Genomic DNA, 20,040 nt, shown 5'->3' on the forward strand with positions numbered 1-20,040 from the left:
GGATATTTTTGGAAAAAACAGCGCCAATTTTTACGCTGTTTTTTCCAAGAGGTCAATAGGATCATGGTAAATGATAGCAAGATCATATCAAGCTGCGATCGCTTAAATCGTAAGCTATCGTAATTATCACCTTTCTGCCCTGACCTACATGGCAGTTGGGGCGCTAAGCCCTAATAATTGTAATCCATTGGCAAGCACTTGCGACACCGCTTTTGATAAGCGCAGGCGAGCTTGCATCAATTTTAACTCCTCATCGCTTGGCGTCTCATTTTGGCTCAGCGCCATCGGCAAAATGCGGTTGCTGTCGTACCAACCGTGAAATAGCGCGGCAAGCTCTTTTAAATAGTTGGTTAAAATATGCGGCTCATAGCCCGTTGCCGCGCGGCGAATGGTGGCAGGATAAGCGGCAAGCAATTTGATAAGCGCCTCTTCATTGGCAGCGGTCAATCGCGACTCCTCAGCTTTGCCAAGCTCATCATTAGCACTTAACCCAAAACTTGCAAGCTTTTCAAGCAATCGGCAAACGCGGGCGTGAGCGTACTGGATATAGTAAACCAAGTTGTCTTTACTTTGTGATTTTGCCAATTCCAAATCAAAATCAACATGAACTTCCGGTTTTCTTGCCACATAATAAAAGCGCGCGGCATCGTTGCCAACTTCCTCACGCAATTCGCGCAAAGTAACAAAACTTCCTGATCGCGACGACATTTGCACCTTTTGCTCACCACGCCAAAGGGCAACAAACTGAACCAACACCACATCCAAGCGCGCCTCATCAATGCCAAGGGCACTTAAAGCCGCTTTGACGCGCGGCACATAGCCATGATGATCAGCACCCCAAACGTTGATCACTTTATCAAAACCGCGATCAAACTTGTCTTTATGATAAGCAATATCGGAGGCAAAATAGGTCGTCTGACCGTTAGCACGGCGAACCACGCGGTCTTTTTCATCACCAAATGCGGTTGATTTAAACCACGTATTGCCATCTTTTTCGTACAAATAGCCATTGGCATCAAGCTTGGCAAGAACCGGCGCGATTTTATCTTCAATCGATTTTTCGCTAAACCAGCGCTCATAATGAACCCCAAATTCGCCCAAATCGTCTTTAATGTCCGCCAAAATACTGGTCAGCGCTGCATTTAAAAATAGCGCATAGCCCTCGCCCAACAGCGCTTTGCTATTGGCAATCAAGCCATCAATGTGAGCTTCTTTATCGCCCGACAATAGCACCTTATCGCCGGTCACGGTCACTTCAAATACCGCATCATCGGCAACGTCTTTAGCCACTTGCGCAAACGGATGAACGTAGCGGTCACCGTGCTGATTTTTTACGGTTTCGGCAATCTCAGTGACATAATCGCCTTGATAGCAGTTAACTGGGAAGGTGACGTCCTCGCCATTTAATTGTAAATAGCGCAAATAGGTGCTGGTTGCCAAAATATCCATCTGCCGACCGGCATCGTTGACGTAATATTCGCGCGTCACCTCATAGCCAATGGCCTCAAGCAAATTGGCAACGCTCATGCCAATTGCGGCGCCGCGACCGTGACCGACGTGAAGGCTTGACGTTGGGTTGGCGGACACAAACTCAACCTGAATGCTTTTGCCTGCAAATTCATGACTTAATCCAAACTGCGCTTTTTTCGCAAAAATATCGTCAAGCACCGCAAATTTGGCATCAGCGTTTAAAAACACGTTGATAAACCCAGGTCCTGCAATTTCAACTTGGCGAATGTCACTGTTTTCAGGCAACGCGTCAACGATTTTTTGTGCAAGCGCTCGCGGATTGCTTTTGGCAGCTTTTGCCGCCACAAGCGCGATGTTGCTGGCAAAATCCCCATGACTTGCGTCCCGAGTTCGGGTGATTTGGCTGTTATTTTCAAACGCTTCAGGCAATTCGCCGGTCGCTTGTAAGGTTTGAATTGCTTGTTGAAATAGTGACGCTAAAGTGTCAATTTGGGCTTGTGACATACAGGTTAAACTCAATCAGTAAAAAAAAGAAATAACAAATAAATATAGCAAGCTTTAGCCGCTATTGCACCTGTTACGCCAAAATTGAGCATAAAAAAAGTCAAAGTTGGCGGCTCATTGTAGCAATTGGGTTGTGCAAACGATTTGCTCGTTTATCGACGGGCGGCTTCAGCGTATAATAAAAAGTAAATGAATAGTGATTCAAGCATCAATTGATAATCATTTCGATGAGCGCTATCAATTTTTTATCTCAATTTTGCTCACTTTAAGGAAAAGGTATGTTTGCCATTGCAGCAAGTACAGTGACCAGCTGGGGGCTTTATGTGTTATTGCCCATTTTTATTGCGTTTTTATTTTTCATCATTTGGGATTTGTCCAAAAAATCTGAAGCCGGTCGCGCCGGAACGTTTTGGATGTTTTTGGCATTGGGCGCAGGCTTCGTCGGTTTTATTTTAAAAATCCTTATTGAAGAGGGCTTTAAGCGCTGGTTTATTTAAAAATGCTGAGCGGTTTTTTGAAATTATGAGACATTAAAGTTTAATATCAGTCATTAAACCGCTTTTTTTGATCAGGGTAAATTTTTTGCAGCCATATGGCTTATTTTTTTGCAATAAAAGTGGCGCGTTTGGGCGCAGGATAGCCTTCGATGGTTTTGCTCACGTCATTTGGGTCTAAAAAATCTTGCAAGGAATGATACGTCATCCAGTCCGTAGCGCGCTGCTCATCAAAAAGGGTCACCGCCACATCCACGCAGCGAACCTCAGTAAATCCTGCCTTTTTAAGCCAAAGAGTGAGGGCTGCAATGGATGGCAAAAAATAAACGTTGTTCATCTGTGCATAACGCTCACTTGGCACCAAAACGGTGGTCGCATCCCCATCAACCACGAGCGTCTCTAAAACCAACTCGCCGCCTTTAACCAGCTGACCTTTGAGCTGCTGCAAATGCTCAAACGGTGAGGCGCGGTGATACAAAACGCCCATGCTAAACACGGTATCAAACAGCTGACTTTGGACAGGCAACGCTTCAAGCGGCACAGGAATATAATGGGTTCGAAAGTCATCAAGCTCGCCCACAAAATGCCGAATCGCCATAAACTGATGATAAAACAAGCACGACGGGTCAATCACAATGACCGTTTTGGCGCCAAGCCCTGCCATTCGCCAACCGTGATAGCCTGAGCCGCCGCCCACATCCAAAATGCGCCTGCCTGCTAGATTGGATAAATGCGCTGCCACGCGCTGCCATTTCAAATCGCTGCGCCATTCGGTATCGATAAAAATTTGCTTCTCATCAGAACCGATTAAAAAAGGACCTTTTCGCCATGGCGCCAGTTTTTGGAGCAGCGCCTCGGTTTGCTTAAACTGCGCTTGAGTAAAGCTTACCTCGATATGAAGATTGTCCGAATCAAGCGCGACATTTTTGGCAGAAAGTTTTGGCAGTTTATTAATGATCGCTTGATATTCAGGGGCATGGGCGTAGTTGGTTTTATCTTTGATGGCGCCGAGCCACTCAGGAAGCAAGGTTAGCCACTCAAAAGCTTTGGGGTGATGTTTTGCTAAATTTAGCAGCGTTAAATAAAGCTCGCGCTCAGCGCTTGCAATGGTATCAGAACTCATAAAAAACCGTGATTTTTTGAACTGTTAAAAATAATAAATGATAAAAGGCAAGCTTGGTTTAAGCTTTAAAAGCAATCATTGAGGCAAAGTTTAAAAACTGAAACCACGTTAGCTGCCGCTCAAATCCTGCCTCGCCTAAGCGCTTATGATGCTCATCGATGGTATCTGTGATTAATACATTCTCTAAAGCGTTGCGTTTGCCGCTGATTTCCATTTCGCTGTAGCCATTAGCGCGTTTAAAATCATAATAGCGCTCAATCAGCCAAGCATCAAACTGCTCATCTAAGGCGTGCGTTTTTTCAGTTAAAATTAAAATCCCGCCTGAAGCAAGCGCTTGATAAATTTTGGTCAATAGCGCTAAACGATCTTCTTTTGGCAAAAACTGCAAGGTTAAATTTAAAATTACCACATCGCAAGGTTCAAACTCAATCTTACGAACATCTTGGGTGATCACCTCAATATCATGCTGCGCAAAATGCTCATTTAAAACCGCTTTGGCGCGGCAGGTCATGGCAGGAGAAATATCCACCGCTTTGATTTGCAAATCCTCAGGAGCAAACTCTCCTGCCAGCGCCATACTTGCTGCCCCAAGCGAGCAGCCCAAATCATAAACGCGGCTGATTTTTAAACCCTCGGCATTTTGCTGGCGAAACTTGGCATGACGGCGCACAAAAATAGGCAGCATCGCCAACACCTGACCGTAACCGGGGACGCTTCGGCGGATCATGTCCGGAAAGCACGCCACCACCTGCTCATCAAATGAAAACCGCGCCGCTTTATCAAGGGGGGTGGTAAATAAGGTATCCAATCCTGAACGATCAGCTGTGGTCATGAAAGCACCTATCAAACTTAGCAAAAGCGCATTATAACATTACTGTTTGTTACTTATGAGGATTTGCGCGGCTGATAAGCTAATCAAAGTAAAAAGAGTAATCGCGCAGTAAGTTTAAGCCAACAAAAAACTTTTAAGCCAACAAAAATTTAAACCATTTAAATCAAACCACCCATTAAAATAAGGACAACTTATGCAAACCATCATCTTAGGCGGCGGCTGCTTTTGGTGCACCGAGTCGGTATTTTTAAGCCTTAAAGGCGTTGATTCCGTCGTTTCAGGTTACATGGGAGGCGAGGCAGCAACGGCAAATTATCAAGCCGTTTGCGGCGGCGATACCGGTCATATCGAAGTGATTAAAGTTAGCTTTGATGACAAGGTGATCCCCCTTGAAATTATCCTTGATGCGTTTTTTACCACCCACGATCCTACCACTAAAGATCGCCAAGGCAACGATGTTGGCAGTCAGTACCGAAGCGTGGTGTTTTATACCGATGACGATCAAAAGCCCACCGTTGATCGCGTGATTAACGAGCTTCGCGATGGCGGCGTGAACGTGGTAACCGAAGTGCATCCTGCAAGCGAATTTTATGAAGCTGAAGACTACCACCAAGACTTTTTTAATAAAAATCCGGCTCAGGCGTATTGTAACTTTGCCATTCCGCCAAAGCTTGCCAAACTGCGTCAGTCTTTGAGTCAATATATGACCAGTTAACCTTTGGCAATAACGATTAAAAGCGGCTAGATTTTGTCAAAAGACGATCCCTAAATGCTATCGTCTTTTGCTTATTTTTATCTGGAGTTACTTTTATTTGTCAAGGCTTTTAGCTGTCAAGGCTTTTGGTTGTCAAGATGGCGCGTCAAGTTTAAGATAGCTTTTCGCTACAGCAAAGCTAGGTAATAAAAGCTAGTCAATAATAGCAAACGATGACAACGATCGACAAAAAAATAAGGCGACATTATGAATCCTGAATTTTGGCAATCGCGCTGGCAAAGCGGTCGCATTGGCTTTAACCAAGACGCGGCAAACCCGTTATTAACGGCGTATTTTTCAGCGCTAAAATTAAGCGTTGGTAGCCGAGTTTTCGTGCCGTTTTGTGGTAAGTCGGTAGATATGATTTGGCTTGCCAATCAAGGCTATCACGTCGTTGGCGCCGAATTGGTTGAAGAAGCGGCTTTGGCATTTTTTAAGGAAAATGACCTTGATTTTACGGTGATGCCGCACTTAAATCACGCCGGAATTCGCTTTTATCACAGCAAATTGAACAAACAAACCATCACCATCATCACCGGCGATATGTTTGCGTTAACTGCCAAAGATTTGGGCGAGATTGACGGCGTTTATGACCGAGCCGCCCTCATTGCCATGCCAAAAGAGATGCGAGCGACGTATAGCGCTCAAGTCCAAGCGCTTTGCCAAACCGCGCCGCAGCTGATTATCACGATCAATTATGACCAAAGCGCTTGGCAGGGACCGCCGTTTTCAGTGACGCCCAATCAAGTTTTGGACTATTATCAAGACCGCTATGTCATCACCCAGCTTTTAAATACGACATCCGTATTAAATGCTGCGCCTACACTAAGTGTCACTGAGCAAGTCTGGTTGTTGATTCCAAAGTCAAAATTGTGATAGCGGTTTTATTTCATTAAAACCTGCCAGCGTTTATCTTACGATAAGCTAATTTTGCGTAAGCTTATCGTAAGTTTGCGTTGGTGTGTCTTTTCTTTATTCGAGATATTGGTTACTCTGCTAAACGAATTGTTTGAAGAAACAAATTTTTTCAGGAAACAAATTTTTGAAGAAAAGAATTTTCATGGCTTTTGAGGATAACCAATGAAACCAATGACCCTTTGTTCAAGTTTGCTGGCAGTAGCAGGCTTGAGTTTCGCCGCAACCGCTCAAGCAGCAGACGCGCCCAATTTATCCAACAGTGAGTTTCAGCAGTGCTTAAATACGCTCAAAAACTCTGCCCAATTTCGCGGTATTAGTGACTCAACCTTTGAGCGCTATCGCCCAAGCGCTCCTGACCCAAGCGTGATTCAATCGCTCAACTATCAGCCAGAGTTCCAAAAGGACGTTTGGGATTATTTATCCTCGCTTGTGGATAAAGAGCGCGTTGAAGACGGTATTCGCGCCAAGCAGCAATGGTCTGGCGTATTGCGTCAAATTAACTCGCGCTATGGTGTCAAGCCTGAACACATTTTGGGCGTTTGGGGCGTTGAATCTAACTTTGGGCAAACCTTAGGTAAAAAGCCGCTGTTTGAGTCGTTAGCTACCCTATCTTGCTTTGATCGCCGTCAAAGCTACTTTCGCGGTGAGTTTGCTAACGCGTTAAAAATCGTCCAAAACGGCGATATCAATGCCAGTGACATGACTGGATCTTGGGCAGGAGCATTTGGTCAAACGCAGTTTATGCCGAGCACCTTTTTAGAATTGGCGGTTGATTTTGATGGCGATGGTCGCCGCGATTTGGTCAATAGCGTTCCTGATGCGCTTGCCTCCACTGCCAACTTTTTAGCAAAACGCGGTTATAAATCGGGCGAGCCTTGGGGCTATGAGGTCAAATTGCCAAGCGGCTATTGGGCAGCCTCCAACCGAAAAGACAAAAAATCAATGAGCCATTGGCGCGATCAAGGCTTAACGCTTGCCAATGGTAGCCCATTGCCTTATGACTTGAGCAGCGCCGGATTGTTACTGCCTGCTGGCAAAGATGGTCCTGCATTTTTGGTTGGTAAAAACTTTGATACGTTTTACTCGTATAATGCCTCAGAAAGCTACGCCTTAGCCATCGCGCACCTATCTGATTTGATCACTCGCGAGGACAGCTCAAAAACCGACTTTATCACTGCTTGGCCAACCGATGATCCAGGAATCAGCCGCCAAGAATCCAAAGACATCCAGCAAGCCCTTCTCAACGCGGGCTACGATATTGGCGCGGTCGATGGCATCATTGGTGATAATACGCGAAATGCCATCAAGGACTATCAATCAAGCCATGGCATTTTCCCTGCCGATGGTCGCGCCGGCAAAAAGTTTTATAATCAAATCGTTGGTCAAAATAAACCCGTTGCCTCAACTACTAATGACAGAATCGGGCAATTGATTCAGCAGCAATCACCAAAAGCGAATGCAACACAAAGCTATCCAAGCACCACTTACCCAAGCCGCTCACAAATCACGCAGCCAGCAGCAAAAGTCGGTAACGTCCGTTATCGCCGCGAGGCAGGTGCTGACGGTGTTGTGCGCTTAGTTCGTGTTGATGAAGGTCAATAATCAATGTTTTAGCAAAATAAAAACCACGTTTAATGAACGTGGTTTTTTATTTGATAGCGCTGACTTGATTGCTTGATTACCTACTATATCACTGGCGGTGGATTGGGCTTGCCATTTTCACCATCCCAATTTTCGCGAGCATTGTCATCTAAATCGGCTGGGGTTTTGCGCTCCCATTTGCCATTTTCGCGCCACGTGGCATCGCCCCAATCCTCTTCTTCTTTGGCATCCCAATCGTTATAAGTTTTACTAGGATCAAGACCGCGGCGTTTCATATCCGCCACTTGTTCCTCTAAGGTGTGAAATTGCTCGGTGTCGTGCATGGCATTTTCAAGCGCATCAAGCTCGTTGCTCAGCCGTTGTTTGTCATCCTGCGTCATAAATTGCTCCTTTAATCATTTGAACTGATATTATTGATGACGGTTGTTATTGATTTTTATGGGTCATCACAGCTTTATTATTATCAAAAGCGCGCAAGTTAACAGTATGCTTTATATTACAAATCGTAGCTTGGATTGATATTTAGTTAACTCAAGGTATTGTTAAAAACTCATCGATCATCAAACTTGACTTAAGCTCATCAAGCTTGATTTAAATAGTTTTCAAACAAATTTTTAGCATAAAAGGTGAGCTTCCAAAGTTCTTGCGATGAGCGCCCCCCTGAGGCGGTCAGTTGAATCCAATTGGCAGCAACGAGCAGTTTTTGCAGGCGAATGACATCTTTTTGGTGAATTTGGCAGCGGGATACGGCATGAACATTGGGCATGATCTTTTTGATGTCGCGCTCAGCTTTGGTAACAATTAGGCGATTGATGCAGCTTTGCAGCCCATAGCTTGAAAAGGCGGCGGGGATTTTGATCAGTGCTTGCAAAATTTCGCTCCAAGAGAAGCTTAGCGTCATGGTCACATCGCTTAAATTGCCGCCCTCATAAGCTTGAGCGTTATATTGAAAGCTAAAGCTGTCGTCTAAATTTAATTGCGTGGTGAGGTTGTCATCATGCTGGGTATCCTGATCGCGATCATTGCTTGGTGTGCTTAGCGACTGCGCTTTATCGGAAAATAAGCGATTGGGCGAAAACAGCCGATTAGGAGAGGTGGTATTGATCGAGGGTAGTGCGGCAGCAGGAATCCCACTTGCTGTTTTGGAAGTTGAGGTTAAAGGCGGCTTGACTGTTTCGGCGCGAACCCAGCCTATGGCAGAATAACGCTCAAGCAAATCATTAAACGCATAGCTTAGCAGCTGATTGATGTCTGTGCTGTCACTATAGTAATACACATGGCTTGCCTGCTGCTCGACCGTCCGCGTGAAGTCTTGCAGCTGACGGGTAATGACGGTGCCCTCAGGAAGCGTTTTGATCAAAATAAGCATGGGTTTGAGCTTGGCTTTGGCGCTCAAATAACTCAAATGCAGCTGACTGACGCCATTTTTATGCGTTGCGCCATATGTTTCGCCAATAACCACCAAGCTAAAATCGCAAGCATCAATACATTGCCTGCCATAAAACGCCGCTTGTGGCAGCTGGCTTGACACATCATAAGTCAAAAACGCAAGCGACTGAAAAAAGATCGCTAAGCGATCTAAAACCAGCAACTGATCGTTTGCCGCGCAAATGACATGAATATGATAACGACGATTGGGCACAATAACCTCGATAACTTCTCGATATGACGATAAGACAGGTAATTTCGCTCATAATCCTAACATAATCTGCAGGTGCTGACCGCAAATTTCCGACCAGCAGCGGACTATAACCTTACTCAAAGTAGGGATAAATTAACGCTTATTGGGGCAGATCGCAACCTAAAACTGAGTATAAAAAAACCATTCAATATCAAAGCTTAGTCTGCTTTACAACGATTCAGCATCGCCTAAGCCATAACTTCAATCGCAAGCGGCGAACCGATCAGCCGCTGAACGGTCGCCAATAAAGCACTGTGCGGTCGGCTGGCATAAAACTTGAGCGCGGTGGGCACCGCTGAACTTAAGGTCATCGGCGCTAAAAGATTTTTGCTGGACAAAACGTTTTGAACGCGAGCGGCAATGGCTTGACCTGAATCAACAATTTGAATTGCCAGTTGTTTTTTGGCAATCTCTTCGCTCAAAAACGCTTTAAAAAATGGATAATGGGTGCAGCCAAGTACCAACTGATCAATATTTTGATCGGCAAAATAGTCCAGCTGCTGACAAAGGCTGGTTGCCGTTATTGAGTCAATGGGCATTCCTGCTTCCACCCAAGGCACTAAATTTGGGTCAAAGTATTTGGTCACTTGAGTGTGATTGGGTTTTGCTACTTCATCGATGACTTGGTTTAAAAGCGTGCCATTGAGCGTCGCTTTGGTCGCAAGGACGGCAACATGATGCGACTTGCTGGCTAAGACTGCAGGCTTTAACGCAGGAACCAACCCTACGATCGGCAGATTAGGATAGTTTAGCCGAGCAGTGGTTAGCGCGTAAGCTGAAGCGCTATTGCAAGCAATGACGATCAGCTTACAACCTTGCTGACAAAGCCAATCCACCGCATTTAAAGTGAGCGCTTCAATCTCTATACTGTCACGATTGCCATACGGGACATTTTGCGTGTCAGCAAAATAAACAAAGCGCTCATTGGGCAGCGCTTTTGCCAAATGCTTATAAACCGATAAGCCGCCGACTCCTGAATCAAATAGCCCTATGGGCGATTGGGGATTTAACAGGGTTAAAGGCTTTGCTGGTTGGGAAGTTGCTTGGGCGGTAGCAAGGCTTTTGGCTAAGCTTGTCATGCTGGTCATCGTTTGCGGCATCATTTTCATCGTCAACCCAATTAGGACGGCAAAAGTGCTAGTTTAGCACTAATTTTAGTAAAAGTTTTTATCAAGCTTTGGCATGACTAGTCGATAGTTTTTGCCGCCACTGGTCAATAACAAACTGCTTTGCCCACCAACCTCGACCAGCTCACCGATGTCAATTAAATGATAAAAAGTATTGCGGTTGATGAGCGCCGTTAACTGATCGCGAACCAAAATATAAGGTCGAATATCCGGATCGTTTATTAGCGTTTTTTGCGCTAGGGATGGCGGATAAAATGGTCGCAAGCCAATCGGATGCTCCGCATCTAAGCGAAAAACATCGCCTGTAGTCGTGCTAAATTCTAAAAATGAAACGTCTTTATCCATCACCACCGCCACGTCATTGACCAAAAGCGGCGCGTCCTCAACATGGATTTTTAGCTTTTGTACCGGCGTTTTTAAAAAGTACGTTATTTTGCCATCGATGACTTCTTGCCATAACACGCTTGCAAATAAGCGCACCAAGCTTTTTCGAGCTATCGGGCGACCTTCATGCCACCAATCGCCATTGGCTTTGATAACGATATCAATCTTGCCAATTTGGGTTGGATGCCAGTCCTTGAGCGGTGGAATTTGCAAACTTTGTTGTTGCTCAGTTGCCGATTTTAAATATTGGCTCAGATGCGCCATTGCCGAATCAAGCGGATCAGTGTCGCTTTGGCTGTTTTGATCAAAATTTGAAGTTTGATCAGGAGTTGAAGTTTGATCCGATTGAGGATTTTGAAAGTCATTTTGCGGCTTGGTTGAGTCATTCATGATCGTTTTCCAAGAGTTGTCATAACTAGGCGTAAAATAGGTAAAAAACCTTTTGCCTTTTACCATAAGGTTGCGTTAAAGTTTGCGATCATCTGCAAATAATGTCGTTTTAGTTTCAGTTTTGGTCATATTGCGGTATGATATCCCAAATCTTTCATTCGGTTTTGATGATATAAATCAAAATAGCGCAACAAGGATCCTTTTTGCGTATCGTGATTGTAAGACGTTTCTTTTATAATGAAGTACTTTAATCAACGAAGTCACTTAATTAAAATGGTCTCATGAGTGTCCGTTTTAATCACCCCTTCACGTTGTGTCTTGATATCATGCCAAGGCTGTGGTCTTGGCGGATCAATCATCGTGACATTGAGTTGTGATGCCATCAATGTGACGATAAGGCAGCTTGTGTCTGAGGTAGTTGTTGGCGGCGCTGTGATTGCCGCGCCCCTCTTGCCGCAGAGAAGCCACGAAGAATTTAGGAGTAGGTATGCAAGAACAAGACAACCCACCCGCCCGCGTCGATATGGACATTGACCATCCTAATTCGACTATCCATGAGCAAGCGGTGCAAGCTGAAGTCCCGCCAACTGCCGATGCGGCAGTGGCTAACAATACGGCGATTGATGAGACTTTGGTCAATCAAGAGCCGGTCGAGATCATCGAGGATTCGGCAGCGCCTGAAGTCATTCCAGCAGCGGTGGTTGAGCCTGAAACGACGGCGCCTGTCATTGAGCGCGAGTCGATGGGATTTGATGTCATCGTCGTCGGCGGTGGTCCTGCCGGATTGTCCGCTGCCATTCGCTTGCGTCAGTTGGCGCTTGCAGCTGGCAATGATGAGTTTAGCGTTTGTGTCGTTGAAAAAGGCTCAGAGTTTGGCGCTCATATTTTATCAGGCGCAGTGATTGAGCCGCGAGCGCTTGATGAGCTGATCCCTGACTGGAAAGAAAAAGGCGCGCCATTAAACGTTCGGGCGACCCAAGACCGCGTTTATATGCTCAGTTCTGCCAAGCGCGGCTCGCAGCTTTTGCACTCGGTCGTCCCTGAAAGCATGCACAATACAGGCAACTATATCGTCTCTCTTGGCAACGTGGTGCGCTGGCTTGCCCAACAAGCCGAAGCGCTTGAAGTGATGATGTTCCCAGGATTTTCCGCCGCGGACATTCTTTACAATGACGATGGCTCGGTAAAAGGTATTTTAACTGGCGATATGGGTGTTGCCGCCGATGGCACGCCAAAATCAAGCTTTGAGCCGGGTTATGAGCTGCTTGCAAAATATACCATTTTTGCTGAAGGCAGCCGTGGTCATTTAGGAAAGCGCCTTATCAGCCGCTTTAGCCTTGATAAAGACAGCGATCCGCAGCATTATGGCATCGGTCTTAAAGAGCTTTGGGAAATTGATCCTGCTAAACATGAAGAAGGCGTGGTGATGCACGGCTCAGGCTGGCCATTGAATGAAACAGGATCATCGGGCGGCTGGTGGTTGTATTTTGCCGAAAACAACCAAGTCAGCTTTGGTCTTGTGATCGATTTGTCCTACTCAAACCCTTATATGTCACCGTTTGATGAATTGCAGCGCTTAAAATTGCATCCTCTCATTCGCAACATTTTAGAGGGCGGCAAGCGTCTTTCTTATGGAGCGCGGGCATTAACCAAAGGCGGATTAAACTCCCTACCAAAGCTGACCTTCCCAGGTGGCGTATTGGTTGGTGATGATGCTGGATTTTTAAACCCTGCCAAAATCAAAGGCACGCATACAGCGATGAAATCAGGAATGCTTGCTGCTGAAGCCATCTTTGAGGCAATCAGCGACAACCGCTTCCATGATGAAGCCACCGCTTATACCGCCAAATTTAAAGATTCTTGGTTGTTTGAAGACAATTTTGCGGCGCGAAACTTCTCCCCTGCCATGCACCGGATGGGTCAATGGATGGGCGGCGCTTACAACTATATCGAGCAAAACTTGATGGGCGGTCAGTCGTTCTTGACGATTCATGACACCCTTCGCGATTATGACCAGCTTGATCGCGCGGATCATGCGTTTGCCCCTGATTATCCGCGCCCTGATGGCAAGCTGACTTTTGATAAATTGTCCTCGGTGTTTATTTCTAACACCAACCACGCCGAAAATCAGCCAGTTCATTTAAAATTGACTGACCCAACCGTTCCGGTTGCCATCAATTTGCCATTATATGCCGAACCTGCAAGGCTTTATTGTCCCGCCGGCGTTTATGAAGTGGTTCAAGAAAATGATGGCGCCAAATTTGTGATCAACGCGCAAAACTGCGTTCATTGCAAAACTTGTGACATCAAAGACCCTTCACAAAACATCACTTGGGTGACTCCTGAAGGCGGCGGTGGTCCTAACTATCCAAATATGTAATTTCAAATTTGTTATAAAAAACGCGCCCGTAATTGAGCGCGTTTTTTTATTATTCAGCAACTGATCAGTCCCGCCAAGCATCGCGGTTGGCTTCATTTTTTAGCTTTTTAAACTGATCAGGGTCAAATTTGATTTGATCGGCAGATTTGCCCTCGCGAAGTTGGCGCTCATAATCTCTAAGCACCCGCAGTGCCACCGGCGATAAAATCACAATCGCAATAAGGTTGGTCAATGCCATCAGTCCCATTGATAAGTCCGCAAAGTTCCAAATCGCAGGAAGGCTTGCAATCGCGCCCACAAACACCATCCCCAACACCAAAAACCGAAAAATCATGATCATCACATTGGCTTTTTTACTTCCAGAGATAAATTCAAGATTGGATTCGCCATAGCTATAATTGGCAATGATGGAGGTGAATGAAAAAAAGAAAATCGCCACAGCAACAAAGGTCACGCCCCAATTGCCCACAAACTGCGACAACGCCAACTGAGTCAACTGAATGCCTTCTTGCTCAACATTTGGATTGACCACGCCCGATAAAATGATGATGGCAGCGGTCGCCGAACAAATCACCAACGTGTCAATAAATACCCCAAGCATTTGCATAAATCCTTGAACTGCCGGATGATCAGGATAGCTTTTTGCGGTGGCGGCGGCATTTGGTGCTGACCCCATTCCCGCCTCATTGGAAAATAAGCCGCGCTTGATGCCGTTGACCATGGCTTGTGCAATACCATAGCCAATCACGCCACCTGCCGCTTGCTCAAAGCCAAATGCGGACTTGACGATCAACGCAATCGCCGCTGGAAATTGCGATAAATTGCTGAAAATCACAAACAGTGCCAACAAGATATATAAAATTGCCATGGCAGGAACGATTTTACCGGCAAGTCTTGCTACCGATCGCAGCCCACCAAACACCACCGGCGCGGTAATTGCCACCAAAAACAGCCCCGTCAGCCACGTAGGAATCCCAAAAGCTTGCAAATTGGCTTGGGCAATTGTATTCGACTGAACGCCATTAAATGCCAGTCCAAACGCAATCAGCAAACAAACGGAAAAAAACACCGCCATCCAGCGCTGACCTAAGCCTTTTTCAATATAGTAAGCAGGACCTCCGCGATAGACATTATCCGAATGCGGCACTTTATAAGCTTGTGCCAACGTTGACTCGATGAAACTTGTGGACATCCCAACAATCGCTGTCATCCACATCCAAAATACGGCGCCAGGACCGCCTAGATAAATGGCAATGGCAACCCCCGCCAAATTTCCCGTGCCAACCCTTGCGGCAAGCGAGGTCATCAGCGCCTCAAACGAGCTGATGCCGCCCTCTTTTTTACCTTGACCTGAGACTTTCAACAACCACCACATATGCCCAAAATGGCGAATCTGAATAAAGCGAGTCACTATCGTAAAATAAACCCCCGCCCCAATCAGTACAAACATTAATAACCCATACCAAGGATTACTGGCAATCAGCCACTCATTATTGCCCCAAATGATGCTGACCCCAAAATTTACGATGCGGTTAAACCACATCGTCAAGCTCTCGCCCATGTTACTTACCTCAATTTCGCCCAAATTACCGTGGTTACTCAGACAATATTTTAGCGAAAAATGACCTAAAGAACTGTTTATGAATTTTATTAAACCAAATTTTAGTAAAAATCCTGTAACTTTTTAAAGGCTCAGTAATTGTGGAGTAAAGCACGTTATTTAGATTTAAATTATAAACCTTCCTTATTTTTTATATAAATAGCTAAAACGATTCATTATGATTACACTATTAATTAAATAGTGAAAACCTTTCTTAAAATAGGGTTTTGCTCTGAACCATAAAATTTCTTATAAGTTTCTAATGAATAAAGCTTAAGTTACTTAAAGTAATTTAAAATTAATTATTGTTATATCGATAGATTTTGTATATATTCCTAATAAGTTTACATTGATTGAGCCTCAAATTTTGAGATTGAATCAAAAAAGTGATTGATGTTTTTGTGATTGCTAAAGCGATTTGTCAGGATGACAAGAGCCAAAAAGACAACGGAAAGTCCTGTAACGCTACCTTTCCTTGTCCATGGTCATCATTATCAACAATTTTTGTTACAAAAGTTTGATACTGCTTGAGCTCTTAGATCATCAATAAAATTTTTAAGCATTGTTTGTTATTAATACATTAGCGCCCAACGACAAATTTAGCCCAAGTTTTCTTATAAAAACCATAAAGCGCCCTACTGCATAAGCCGTCCAAGGCTGGACACAACAATAAGGAGTTGATTATGGATGATTCACAGGTCGAGCGAATTCTCAATAATCCAAAATTTCAAGAAATGGTCAGCAGAAAGCGCAAGCTTAGCTGGACATTAACCGCAATCATGCTGGTGATTTACGTAGGCTTCATGCTACTCGTCGGCTACAACAAAGCTTTTTTGTCAAGTTCAGTGAGTGGCGGCGTCACCACTTGGGGGATTCCTTTAGGATTGGGAATTATTGTGCTGTCGTTTGTGCTTTGTGCGGTGTACTCGTATATCGCCAACCATAAGCTTGATCCGCTTAATGAAGACACCCTCAGAGAAGTTGAGGCCATCGCACATGAAAAAGGAATGCACTAAGATGAAAGGGATATCTCTTAACGCACTATTTCTCGCCATCATAGGGTTTTTTGCCTCAGGATTGGCAATGGCTGCTCCTGATTTGGGAGTAGCTGAGCAACAAGCGACCAACTGGCATGCGATCATCATGTTTATGATTTTCGTAGGCTTTACCTTAGTTATTACCAAATGGGCGGCAAAACAAACCCAATCTACCGAAGACTTTTATACGGCAGGTGGCGGCATCAGCGGCTTTCAAAACGGTTTGGCGATTGCAGGCGACTATATGTCGGCGGCGTCATTTTTGGGAATTTCAGCGCTGGTTTTCAGCTCAGGATTTGACGGTCTGCTCTACTCGCTAGGCTTTATGGTCGGCTGGCCAATCGTCCTATTTTTGGTCGCTGAGCGCCTTCGTAACCTTGGGCGTTTTAACTTATCGGATGTAGTGTCTTTTCGCTTAGAAGAAAAACCAGTTCGAACCCTTGCGGCTTTTAGCTCGCTTGTTGTTGTGGCATTTTACTTGATCGCTCAGATGGTCGGCGCAGGTCAGCTGATCAAGTTGCTGTTTGGTTTGAACTACAACATCGCGGTGATCGTGGTTGGTCTTTTGATGACCGCTTACGTATTGTTTGGTGGCATGCTTGCGACCACTTGGGTACAGATCATTAAAGCGGTCTTGCTACTAAGTGGTGCGACCTTTATGGCATTCATGGTCATGAAAGCGGTTGACTTTAGCTTTAGCAACATGTTTACCGAATCCATTGGCGTTTACAGTGAAGCTCATAAAATTAGCTTGAGCGAGGCGACCAAAATCATGGGACCTGGCAAACTGACCGAAAATCCCATTGACGCGTTGTCGTTGGGGCTGGCTTTGATGTTTGGTACCGCAGGACTTCCTCACATCCTCATGCGCTTTTTCACTGTAAAAGACGCCAAAGAAGCGCGCAAATCGGTCGTCGTTGCTACTGGCTTCATCGGTTATTTTTATCTACTCACCTTTATCATCGGCTTTGGCGCGATCTTATTTGTGTCCAACAACCCGCAATTCCTTGATTTAGCAAAAGCGGCAATGACGGGCAACTTGGAGCTGATCGGCGGCAACAACATGGCGGCGGTTCACTTAAGTGACGCGGTTGGCGGCGACTTGTTCATGGGCTTTATTTCAGCGGTGGCATTTGCGACCATTCTTGCGGTTGTTGCAGGATTGACGCTGTCAGGCGTTTCTGCCATCTCGCATGACCTTTATGCCAACGTCTTTAAAAAAGGTCAAACAACGCCAGCATCAGAGCTTAGAATGTCACGAATTGCCACCATTGGTCTTGCTATTTTTGCCATCATTTTGGGCGTATTGTTTGAAAAGCAAAACGTTGCCTTCATGGTGGGTCTTGCGTTCTCCGTTGCTGCTTGTGCCAACTTCCCAGTGCTTGTTTTATCAATGTTCTGGAAAGGTTTGACCACTCGCGGTGCGGTGATTGGCGGCGTGGTGGGCTTGGTTGGTGCAGTAATCTTGATTGTCTTATCAAAAGCCGTCTGGGTAGATACGCTTGCTATTTCAGAAACTGCACCAAACCCATTTAATGGTCCTGCCCTCTTTGCTATGCCATTATCGTTCCTTTGCTGCTGGTTTTTCTCAATCACAGACAAAACTGCCCGCGCTGAAGCTGAGCGTAAAGCCTTTGATGCGCAGTTTGTTCGCTCGCAAACCGGAATTGGCATCTCAGGAGCTTCTGACCATTAATCGTTAATCGCCAGTGAATATAAAAAAGCCCTCAGCAATTGAGGGCTTTTTATTATTTTGAATACCCTGACCAGCGTTTTTATTTCAGTAATTTTTGCTGTGAGTTATAAGTCAGCGTGAGCGATGGTTTAGACGTTGCACCAATCAGCAATCCGGCAAAAAGTCCTCCAAAATGCGCAGCGAATGAAATCCCAGATTGCGGCATCAAGCCCTCTTTAATGACCAACCAATACCCTGCTCCCATCACTAAGCAAGCCAACAAATAGCCCCAGCGCCGAGCAAATAGCGCCCCTCCAATCATAAAGCCGATCATCGCAAAGCAAAGTCCTGAGGCGCCAATATGGATCGATAAAGGCGATCCTAACAGCCAAGTCATCAGCCCTGAAGCCACAATCAAAGTTAAAATCGTACGATAAGCATAGCGCTCAAACAAGCCAAATAAAAATAAAATTTGCAATAATAAAAAGCTATTTCCCATCAAATGGGTCAAATCAGCATGCATCGTCCAAGATGCAAAAATGCCTACCAAACTGCGCAAATCAACCGTTCTTGGGACAATACCAAAAATATTCCAAAGCCCAAACAATAGGGTTTTATTAACAAAAAACATGCTCCACATTGGTATAAATACAAACGCATAAATACCGACCACTTGCCGTAGCCGGAGACCCAATAAGTAAAGTAATCGTTGCCAGTTCATGTGCTTTTAAAATGATAAGTTATCGATGTTTTATTTGCGAACGCGGTACTGATAAATTTGGAACAAAACGCAGAGTTTTGGAATCTAATACCGCGTCAGAATGAGAATAGCGATTTAATAGCGAGGTCGACTGATAAGGCACCAGCGCCGTTGGGACAAAGTTTTTTGCCGCGTTAATATGATTGATTGAGTCATCAAAAAAGATATGCGGCGCAAAGGTCTTTAATACTGCCGTTTTATCCAATCCGCCTAAAAAAAATGCCATATCCACATCAACGCCCCAATTGCGAAGCGTTTTAATCGCTCGCAGGTCTGCGGGCGCATTACGAGCCGTCACCAACGCAATACTTATTGGGCGCTCGGTCGGGCTTGCCGGAAGGCGCTCTTGCAATTTAGACAGCTTAATAAGTAGCTCGGCATAAGGACCTTTTTCAATCGGTAAATCGCGCATTTGAGCTTCACGATCATGAAACGCTTTGAGCCCTTTTTGCTGATATAACAGCTCTCCTGAATCATCAAAAAGTACAGCATCGCCATCAAAAGCAATCCTCAATTGATGGGTATCAAGCTGGTAGGTATTCACCGGAGTTGCATCCAAAATAGCACAAGCGCAAACGCCTGCATCGGCGACTTGCTGGGCATCCTCACGATTGGTCGTTAAAAACAAATCAACTTTGAAATCTTCCATATAAGGTGCGACCGGACTGCCAGAAATAAATGCTGATCGTGAAATAGTTAAGCCATAATCGCGAATGGCGTTTAATACTTGAATTCCGGTGTCAGGGCTGCTTTTTGAAACGATAACCACCTCAACGAGTGGCGCGATCACCTTGGAATAAGCCGTTAGACAAGTTTCACAATATTTATTTAAATTAAGTAGCGCTTGAATTAACGGAAATCCTGCCCCAATCTCAAGCTTATCGTTTTCACGCAGCGCCATATAATCACGAAATTCTTTAATTGCCGTTTCAGGATTATTTTTTAACAGCTCAAGTAAATGGTTTTCCGATTCGGATAAATCAAAAAGTGCCGTTGCAGAAATTGCCACAATCAAGGTATTCGTAAAATCAACTGCCATACAAAGCTCACAAATTATTATTGTTTTAAAATTGGCAGTTTACCAATTAACAAGGATAGAGTAAGTAGCAATTATTTAAAAGCAATATTAAAGCGCAACGAAACCCCACGCATAAAAAAAGCCCCCTTCTTCTGAAGGGGGCTTTTGGAATAAGGAGCTGACGATGACCTACTCTCACATGAGCGAATCACACTACCATCGGCGCTACGACGTTTCACTTCTGAGTTCGGGAAGGGATCAGGTGGTTCCATCGCGCTGTTGTCGTCAGCA

General features: G+C 45.1%; 18 protein-coding genes and 1 rRNA gene. 7 read left to right on the forward strand and 12 right to left on the reverse strand.

All coding sequences use genetic code 11. From position 1 onward, the window contains the following. Nucleotides 1–144 precede the first annotated feature (144 nt). A complete protein-coding gene (argS, locus tag HF322_RS06200) occupies nt 145–1,974 on the reverse strand; it encodes an arginine--tRNA ligase (RefSeq protein WP_169392532.1) in 1,830 nt (609 codons plus the stop codon). A gap of 278 nt (nt 1,975–2,252) precedes the next feature. On the opposite strand from argS, the gene HF322_RS06205 reads away from it, so the two are divergent. Beyond that, nucleotides 2,253–2,471, forward strand: a complete 219-nt coding sequence (locus HF322_RS06205) for a DUF2788 domain-containing protein (protein ID WP_169392533.1) — start codon at nt 2,253–2,255, stop codon at nt 2,469–2,471. Nucleotides 2,472–2,571: 100 nt separating this feature from the next. Here HF322_RS06205 and cmoB read toward each other — a convergent pair whose 3' ends face one another. Together cmoB and cmoA are read right to left on the reverse strand one after the other, a co-directional pair. Continuing rightward, a complete protein-coding gene (cmoB, locus tag HF322_RS06210) occupies nt 2,572–3,591 on the reverse strand; it encodes a tRNA 5-methoxyuridine(34)/uridine 5-oxyacetic acid(34) synthase CmoB (RefSeq protein ID WP_169392534.1) in 1,020 nt (339 codons plus the stop codon). Between the two features lie 58 nt (nt 3,592–3,649). Further along, nucleotides 3,650–4,423 carry a carboxy-S-adenosyl-L-methionine synthase CmoA gene (cmoA, locus tag HF322_RS06215; RefSeq protein WP_169392535.1) on the reverse strand — a complete coding sequence of 258 codons (774 nt, stop codon included), beginning with the start codon at nt 4,421–4,423 and terminating at the stop codon, nt 3,650–3,652. A 193-nt stretch (nt 4,424–4,616) separates the two neighbouring features. On the opposite strand from cmoA, the gene msrA reads away from it, so the two are divergent. The 3 genes from msrA to HF322_RS06230 all read left to right on the forward strand — a co-directional run bounded on the left by msrA (nt 4,617) and on the right by HF322_RS06230 (nt 7,697). Continuing rightward, entirely contained in the window at nt 4,617–5,138 is a 522-nt protein-coding gene (gene msrA, locus HF322_RS06220) for a peptide-methionine (S)-S-oxide reductase MsrA (protein WP_169392536.1), read from the forward strand. A 246-nt stretch (nt 5,139–5,384) separates the two neighbouring features. Next, entirely contained in the window at nt 5,385–6,053 is a 669-nt protein-coding gene (gene tmpT / locus HF322_RS06225) for a thiopurine S-methyltransferase (protein ID WP_169392537.1), read from the forward strand. Nucleotides 6,054–6,266: 213 nt separating this feature from the next. Further along, nucleotides 6,267–7,697, forward strand: coding sequence for a lytic murein transglycosylase (locus HF322_RS06230; RefSeq protein WP_169392564.1), 1,431 nt, complete (start codon nt 6,267–6,269; stop codon nt 7,695–7,697). Between the two features lie 83 nt (nt 7,698–7,780). Here the strand turns inward: HF322_RS06230 and HF322_RS06235 are convergent, their stop codons facing one another. From HF322_RS06235 to HF322_RS11670, 5 genes are all read right to left on the reverse strand, one after another. Further along, nucleotides 7,781–8,077 carry a hypothetical protein gene (locus tag HF322_RS06235; protein ID WP_169392538.1) on the reverse strand — a complete coding sequence of 99 codons (297 nt, stop codon included), beginning with the start codon at nt 8,075–8,077 and terminating at the stop codon, nt 7,781–7,783. A gap of 200 nt (nt 8,078–8,277) precedes the next feature. After that, the gene (locus HF322_RS06240; protein WP_169392539.1) at nt 8,278–9,339 is read right to left on the reverse strand and encodes a DUF4062 domain-containing protein; all 1,062 of its coding nucleotides are present in this window, start codon (nt 9,337–9,339) and stop codon (nt 8,278–8,280) included. 227 nt (nt 9,340–9,566) lie between these two features. After that, nucleotides 9,567–10,487, reverse strand: coding sequence for a glutamate racemase (murI, locus tag HF322_RS06245; protein WP_223193195.1), 921 nt, complete (start codon nt 10,485–10,487; stop codon nt 9,567–9,569). Nucleotides 10,488–10,532: 45 nt separating this feature from the next. Continuing rightward, nucleotides 10,533–11,279 carry a DUF1285 domain-containing protein gene (locus HF322_RS06250; protein WP_223193196.1) on the reverse strand — a complete coding sequence of 249 codons (747 nt, stop codon included), beginning with the start codon at nt 11,277–11,279 and terminating at the stop codon, nt 10,533–10,535. Between the two features lie 260 nt (nt 11,280–11,539). Continuing rightward, nucleotides 11,540–11,662, reverse strand: coding sequence for a hypothetical protein (locus HF322_RS11670; RefSeq protein ID WP_258192793.1), 123 nt, complete (start codon nt 11,660–11,662; stop codon nt 11,540–11,542). Nucleotides 11,663–12,021: 359 nt separating this feature from the next. Between HF322_RS11670 and HF322_RS06255 the strand changes: the two genes are divergently transcribed. Further along, nucleotides 12,022–13,659, forward strand: coding sequence for an electron transfer flavoprotein-ubiquinone oxidoreductase (locus HF322_RS06255; protein ID WP_169392567.1), 1,638 nt, complete (start codon nt 12,022–12,024; stop codon nt 13,657–13,659). 64 nt (nt 13,660–13,723) lie between these two features. Here the strand turns inward: HF322_RS06255 and HF322_RS06260 are convergent, their stop codons facing one another. Next, nucleotides 13,724–15,202 carry an alanine/glycine:cation symporter family protein gene (locus tag HF322_RS06260; RefSeq protein WP_375138531.1) on the reverse strand — a complete coding sequence of 493 codons (1,479 nt, stop codon included), beginning with the start codon at nt 15,200–15,202 and terminating at the stop codon, nt 13,724–13,726. Between the two features lie 740 nt (nt 15,203–15,942). On the opposite strand from HF322_RS06260, the gene HF322_RS06265 reads away from it, so the two are divergent. Together HF322_RS06265 and HF322_RS06270 are read left to right on the forward strand one after the other, a co-directional pair. Beyond that, nucleotides 15,943–16,275 (forward strand): DUF485 domain-containing protein, encoded by a 333-nt coding sequence (locus HF322_RS06265; protein WP_169392541.1) that lies wholly within the window; start codon nt 15,943–15,945, stop codon nt 16,273–16,275. 1 nt (nt 16,276) lies between these two features. Continuing rightward, a complete protein-coding gene (locus HF322_RS06270; protein WP_169392542.1) occupies nt 16,277–17,992 on the forward strand; it encodes a cation acetate symporter in 1,716 nt (571 codons plus the stop codon). A gap of 79 nt (nt 17,993–18,071) precedes the next feature. On the opposite strand, the gene HF322_RS06275 is transcribed toward HF322_RS06270, so the two are convergent. The 3 genes from HF322_RS06275 to rrf all read right to left on the reverse strand — a co-directional run bounded on the left by HF322_RS06275 (nt 18,072) and on the right by rrf (nt 20,039). Further along, entirely contained in the window at nt 18,072–18,602 is a 531-nt protein-coding gene (locus tag HF322_RS06275; RefSeq protein ID WP_223193197.1) for a rhomboid family intramembrane serine protease, read from the reverse strand. A 109-nt stretch (nt 18,603–18,711) separates the two neighbouring features. Next, nucleotides 18,712–19,770: a 5'-nucleotidase gene (locus tag HF322_RS06280; protein WP_169392544.1), complete on the reverse strand. Its 1,059-nt coding sequence runs from the start codon at nt 19,768–19,770 to the stop codon at nt 18,712–18,714. Nucleotides 19,771–19,925: 155 nt separating this feature from the next. Continuing rightward, a 5S ribosomal RNA gene (gene rrf / locus HF322_RS06285) occupies nt 19,926–20,039 on the reverse strand. Nucleotide 20,040 lies beyond the last annotated feature (1 nt).

Origin of the sequence: Psychrobacter sp. MF31 (genome assembly GCF_012847335.1) — a bacterium.
In the GTDB taxonomy this organism is placed as follows: Bacteria; Pseudomonadota; Gammaproteobacteria; order Pseudomonadales; family Moraxellaceae; genus Psychrobacter.

Coding starts and splice junctions, on each gene's coding strand:
- HF322_RS06260 (WP_375138531.1), bottom strand. CDS start 15,202: ATGTGGTTTAACCGCATCGTAAATTTTGGGGTCAGCATCATTTGGGGC.
- HF322_RS06270 (WP_169392542.1), top strand. CDS start 16,277: ATGAAAGGGATATCTCTTAACGCACTATTTCTCGCCATCATAGGGTTT.
- cmoB (WP_169392534.1), bottom strand. CDS start 3,591: ATGAGTTCTGATACCATTGCAAGCGCTGAGCGCGAGCTTTATTTAACG.
- msrA (WP_169392536.1), top strand. CDS start 4,617: ATGCAAACCATCATCTTAGGCGGCGGCTGCTTTTGGTGCACCGAGTCG.
- HF322_RS06230 (WP_169392564.1), top strand. CDS start 6,267: ATGACCCTTTGTTCAAGTTTGCTGGCAGTAGCAGGCTTGAGTTTCGCC.
- HF322_RS06265 (WP_169392541.1), top strand. CDS start 15,943: ATGGATGATTCACAGGTCGAGCGAATTCTCAATAATCCAAAATTTCAA.
- cmoA (WP_169392535.1), bottom strand. CDS start 4,423: ATGACCACAGCTGATCGTTCAGGATTGGATACCTTATTTACCACCCCC.
- murI (WP_223193195.1), bottom strand. CDS start 10,487: ATGAAAATGATGCCGCAAACGATGACCAGCATGACAAGCTTAGCCAAA.
- HF322_RS06250 (WP_223193196.1), bottom strand. CDS start 11,279: ATGAATGACTCAACCAAGCCGCAAAATGACTTTCAAAATCCTCAATCG.
- HF322_RS06255 (WP_169392567.1), top strand. CDS start 12,022: ATGGGATTTGATGTCATCGTCGTCGGCGGTGGTCCTGCCGGATTGTCC.
- argS (WP_169392532.1), bottom strand. CDS start 1,974: ATGTCACAAGCCCAAATTGACACTTTAGCGTCACTATTTCAACAAGCA.
- HF322_RS06235 (WP_169392538.1), bottom strand. CDS start 8,077: ATGACGCAGGATGACAAACAACGGCTGAGCAACGAGCTTGATGCGCTT.
- HF322_RS06275 (WP_223193197.1), bottom strand. CDS start 18,602: ATGTTTTTTGTTAATAAAACCCTATTGTTTGGGCTTTGGAATATTTTT.
- tmpT (WP_169392537.1), top strand. CDS start 5,385: ATGAATCCTGAATTTTGGCAATCGCGCTGGCAAAGCGGTCGCATTGGC.
- HF322_RS11670 (WP_258192793.1), bottom strand. CDS start 11,662: ATGGCATCACAACTCAATGTCACGATGATTGATCCGCCAAGACCACAG.
- HF322_RS06205 (WP_169392533.1), top strand. CDS start 2,253: ATGTTTGCCATTGCAGCAAGTACAGTGACCAGCTGGGGGCTTTATGTG.
- HF322_RS06280 (WP_169392544.1), bottom strand. CDS start 19,770: ATGGCAGTTGATTTTACGAATACCTTGATTGTGGCAATTTCTGCAACG.